The 5,109-nt window shown below is 57.9% G+C and carries 1 protein-coding gene and 3 pseudogenes; 2 read left to right on the top strand and 2 right to left on the bottom strand.

Annotated elements, in window-relative coordinates; all coding sequences use genetic code 11:
* Positions 1-233 precede the first annotated feature (233 nt).
* Positions 234-512: pseudogene (locus ABZ532_RS31215) on the top strand (IS5/IS1182 family transposase); the annotation flags it as partial.
* A gap of 104 nt (positions 513-616) precedes the next feature.
* On the opposite strand, the gene ABZ532_RS31210 reads toward ABZ532_RS31215, so the two are convergent.
* Positions 617-3,250: a LuxR family transcriptional regulator gene (locus ABZ532_RS31210; protein WP_361291289.1), complete on the bottom strand. Its 2,634-nt coding sequence runs from the start codon at positions 3,248-3,250 to the stop codon at positions 617-619.
* A gap of 330 nt (positions 3,251-3,580) precedes the next feature.
* Here ABZ532_RS31210 and ABZ532_RS31205 point away from each other — a divergent pair.
* Positions 3,581-4,195, top strand: a pseudogene (locus ABZ532_RS31205) (IS701 family transposase); the annotation flags it as partial.
* Between the two features lie 294 nt (positions 4,196-4,489).
* On the opposite strand, the pseudogene ABZ532_RS31200 reads toward ABZ532_RS31205, so the two are convergent.
* A pseudogene (locus ABZ532_RS31200) lies at positions 4,490-5,021 on the bottom strand (transposase); the annotation flags it as partial.
* Positions 5,022-5,109: the final 88 nt, after the last annotated feature.

The raw sequence follows: 5,109 nt of genomic DNA, 5'->3' as shown, positions 1-5,109 counted from the left end.
GGCTACGAAGCGCGGGGTCAATCTTCTTGGGCACGTGTCCCATCCTCCCTGATGGCTCACAACGGAGCGGCAGAGAAGTCGGAACGGTTCAACCTCCTGCGCGAGGCAGGTCACGCCAACATCGCCGCCGGCCTCCGCGAGATGTCCTAGGCGCCGTTCACCCGGCCACTCGACCTCCTCGACCTGGCCTGACCAGCGACGATCCAAGATCGTCAGACTTTGCAACAGCCCTGGTCATCGAGCACGGTCACCGCCTCGGAATCGATATCGAAGTCGTCAACAGAAACCCGCACACCCGCGGGTTCCATGTCGTGAAAAGACGCTGGGTGGTCGAGCGGAGTATCGGTTAGATCATGATGCCCCGCCGTCTCGCCCGCGACTACAAGACCCTCACCGCCAGCTCCGAAGCCATGATCTACATAACCTCGATCGACAACCGCACCAGGCGCATATCGGACGACCCCACCCCGCCTGGCGAGGGACTACGAAGGCATATCCAAGTAGGCTCCTGAGGCCGCTGGAGTCGCGCGACGCTGGATATTGCGGGAGAGCTCTTTATATCCCACAGCCTCGACGCACTATCCCAAAGTTTTGAATGTTACAGGACGGGTACCGGTCAACGGCCCTTCAGCACCATCCGTAGTGACCTTCGATTGGTCACACCTAGCTTCCTATAAACATTTTGAAGATGGTTCTCCACTGTTCGTCGGGAAATCTTGGCATGATCTGCAACTTCCATACTTGTTAGTCCTTGAGTGACGAGTGAAGCAATCTCCATCTCTCGGGTGGTAAGCGGAGTCGAAGCCTGGGCAGTGGCTAGATCTCGACTCATCGCCCCATCACATATTTTGGCCAACCTAACTGACTCATTCCCTGCTATTGTTGACTGGCCGGAACGTCCCCGCTTTCTCCACATGACTGAAGCAATAGCTGAAGCCTCAGCCGCCAGAAGTGTAGCTCCAATTTTATCGAGCTGGGCCGAACTATGATCCATGAGCTCCGGATCTCGCGCGGCGCGTGCGATAGCATATGAGGTACAGGCAGAGACGTAATTTCCGTCTGAGACGCTTCGCAGTTCAGCAAAACATTGCGCCGCTCGTTCTGCATCGCCCAACCGCACAGTCTCAGCCAGCAACCTGGTCTCACTCATAACACTATTCGATTCTCTGGCTCGCCTAGCTGCCCGCAAAAGTGCATTTTGCGCCGACCTAAAATCTCCGCTTTCCGCCGCCAACAAAGCTGCCGGTATGCACTCTTCGAGAACAAACGGGCCCCATTTTGGGAGATTTACAGCCTCCGACAATGCCTTTTCCGCGAGATCAAATTGACGTGACAGCACGCAAGCTTCGGACATGAAGGACAAAGCCGCCCGCAAAGCACCCTTGTTTGAGCGTCCTCGACATAGCGCCACAGCCTGTCCAGACCATCGGAGAGCGTCGTTCGGAAGTCCTCGCTGCAGGGCGCACCGTGCCATCACGAGCGACAAGAATACATGCGAAGTACTATTCCTGGCACTACTGGATTCCAGCCAGAACTTCTCTCCGAGGTTGAAAGCATCATGCAGGCTCACCCCCTCAGACAACGCTAGGACAACGGGGGCCAATGTGTATGGCGAGTTTAGCGAAATTGCATTCTGGTTTCGCTGAGCACCCGCTTCATATTTGCTGATTCCCAATCGAAGCGCTTCTTGTGCCCTTCCTGTAACAACCAAACCGAACACCCGAGTCAGCTGAGCATAATAATGGGTATGAGGGCATAGATCTTCTGATGTATCGTCGAGTACTGAAAGGGACTTTCTTGGGTGTCCGAAGAGAGCCAGCATAGCTGCATGGTTGACACTTAGAAGAGCACGCATTTGCCGGGATGTAACTTTAGAGCACGCTGCTGCAGATACCTCCACAGCCTTGCGATGGCCGGTTCCCTCCCAAGCGGATGCTTGCGTATAAAGCAATGCCGACAATGCAAATTGAATATCATTTCGGGCACAACTCATCGCTCGCTTCAGGTTCTCTGCGGATTCCTTTAGATTTCCCATTTCATGCAGAGACTCTCCCAGGAGGAAGTGACGCAGGAAGCGTGTCCCCCGCCATTGTGAGGAGGCGGCTGCCAGGTCATGAACGACCTCAAAGCTCCCTATTCTGCGTGCCGCCATGGCTCCTTGAAGAAGAGAGCGCTCATCTATCTTCCCCGTTGCCGATAGTACATTGGCGGCGGCCACAGCTTTGTCGGCACTTCTACGCCGACCATATGACTGAATGAAATTTGCCTGCTCGAGCAAGAGTACGTTTCTTCGGGCGGAGGGCATCTCTTCTAGCACAATAGCACTATACAGAGGGCGAGACACGCGAATTATTCTACGACGGCCGATCCTCTCCATAATCGCCAATTTTGCCGACTCGAGCTCCGCAACAACATCCGGGGAAAAGAATTCCGCACCGACTGGTTCACAAGCGGCAAGCATCTCTAGCGCGCGCTGGGCACCTGCGCTGACGTTTTTCAAACGCTCTACGGCAAATTCCTTCAAGCGAGAAGTAATACGCAAATTTCCTGCGATATTCCAGACACCAGAGTCCTTTACGATCGAAGATGATCTCAAGTTCCCGGCAATCAACTCCCGCAAGATGTAGGGGTTCCCTGCACTGTACTCAAAGAATGCTTTTGACATCGCGGGGGTGACGACACCACCGAACACAGACTCGAGCAGGCTCCTGACTTGAACAGTATTTAGTTCAGAAATCTCTATTTTGAGCGTCGTGTCCAGAGACTCCAGGCGGGATAGGGCCTCATTGGGGCTCGCACCATTTCTCACAGTGGCAATCAAAAACAACATACCCGAATTTATGAGCTGTCCAATCAAGGCAGATGAGGCCGGGTCCAGAAGATGAGCCTCATCCACGTGAAGAACAAAACGAGCGCGTCTGCCTCTCCCCTGCTTCGATACTATCTTTTCGCATGCCTTTTTCCAATAGTCGATCGGGTTTGTTGCATCAACGTCGGGGGGCAGCAGATGGGCAATGGCACCAAAGGGCGCCCCTTCGGGGTCGTGAGCAATTGCTTTTCCGATCCTTCGGCCGGAACTTTGAGCGGCTTTCAGAAACTCGGCGGCCAGCCTTGTCTTCCCCGTTCCCCGATCGCCCCGTATAAAGCATGCATCGATCCCCTTTGTCTGAAGTGCTCGTTCAAATAGATCCATTTCACCATGCCGCCCAGTCAGGGGCCAGTCAGTGTTAATGTGTGCGTACAAAGGCACTACTCCATCCCGTTTTGATAAGAACTATGCGCAGGTGGCAATGGTCTGGAGCTTTGATCATGTCAGGTCTACGGATGGACATTTATGAGCAGTCTTTACTCATATTGCCTATGATTCCTAGGTAAGTGCCTTGCGGAATGGGCGAAATGCGCGAAGGAGTCTCAGAATGCCATAGATTCCACGAAATTGTGGGATATTCCCGGTACGGCTACGCAGGACGGCTTTACAAGTTGCGACCACGCAAAGCCACCTAAACTCACTAGGCTCGCGGTACCTCTAGTACTCCAGCAGCGGATCGTGTCCTGAGCTGGTGTGGTTCGTTGTCTGGGCATGGTGGGGATGTTGGATGGTGTGGCCTGGGCTGCGCAGTTGGAGTCGGTGTTCGCGCGGGTGGCGGGCCGGTTCCCCCGGGCGGATCTGCGGTGGCGGATGCGGGACTATCTGCGGGGGCTGCTGGCGCCGGTGGCCAGGAAGAATGGCTGGCGGCTGGCCGAATACGCAGGTCACAGGGCTCCGGACGGGTTTCAGAGGCTGCTGAACTCGAGTGTCTGGGACGCGGACGCGGTCCGTGACGACGTGCGTGATTACGTCGCTGAGCGGCTTGGTCCGGGTGGTGTGCTGATCATCGACGACACCGGGTTCATCAAGAAGGGGTCCACCTCGGCGGGGGTGGTACGGCAGTACACCGGAACCTCCGGGAAGATCGACAACTGTCAGATCGGGGTGTTCGCCGCCTATGCCACGAGTCGTGGACGGGCTTTGGTGGACCGGGAGTTGTATCTGCCGAAGGCCTGGACGTCGGGCCGGGAACGTTGCCGGGCGGCGAAGATCCCCGACGAGCGCCAGTTCGCCACGAAGGGCGAGCTCGCCAAGGCGATGGTCACCCGCTGTCTGGCCGCTGGGCCGCCGGCCCAGTGGGTGACGGCGGACGAGGCTTACGGGCAGAGATCCGCCGGCTCCTGGAACATCTCCTGCCCCACCAGCGAAGACACCGACCTCACCCACGAGACCACGCACTGACCTGGTCCCACTGGCGCCGCCGCCCCCAAGCCACCGCCCAACACAGCCACTACCTCAGAAGAACCAGCTCAGGACACGATCCGCTGCTGGAGTACTAGGGTTACTATCAGATGCGAGGAGGCACCACTCCTTTCGATGCAGCGATCATCGCCTCACTTTTCCCATTCTGGTCAGGGTTGCTTCGCACGCCATCGCCCTCCGCAGACGCCCTCGCGGCCTTCGCGGAAGGCGGCGGTTGTAGCGCGGCGGCCGACGGAGATTGTCGCTGATCTTGCCGGAGTCACGGGGCACGGGTGCGACGCCGCCGAAGCCGGCGAGCGGTCGGCGGTGCCGAAGACGCTCATGTCACCGCCGGTCGCGGCCAGGAACTAGGCGCCGAGGATGACGCCAAGGCCCGGCATGCTGGTGATCACGTCAAAGTCTCGATGCTCGCGAAACCTGGCCTCGATCGCCTTGTCGAACTCGGCGACCTGCCGGTTGAGGGCCATCACCTCCTGCGCGAGTGTGTGCACCATCTGAGCGGTGAGTTGCTCGCCGGGCAGGCTGGTGTGCTGGCGGTCGGCAGCCTCCAGAGCTGTCTCAGCGAGCCGGTCGGCGCGCAGGACCTTGCGGTTGCGCAGCCAGGCCTCGAGCGGCGAAGGGAGGCCGGTGTCCGGAAGCCGGTCAGCAGGATGAGCGGGCCGGTGTTGGTCAGGTGCAGTGCCCGCTCGAGGCCGGGGAAGATGTCGGTGAGCTGGGCGCGGAGCCGGTTGAAGTTTCCCCGTGATCCTGGACACGATCTTGTTATGCCGCGAGGGCGTGTTGTTGATGCCGTCGGGTCTCGGACGGGGTGAGGTAGC

Origin of the sequence: Streptomyces sp. NPDC019396, assembly GCF_040632375.1 — a bacterium.
In the GTDB taxonomy this organism is placed as follows: domain Bacteria; phylum Actinomycetota; class Actinomycetes; order Streptomycetales; family Streptomycetaceae; genus Streptomyces.
The sequence above is the reverse complement of the archived record's forward strand: the minus strand, read 5'-3'. Positions and strand labels throughout refer to the sequence as shown.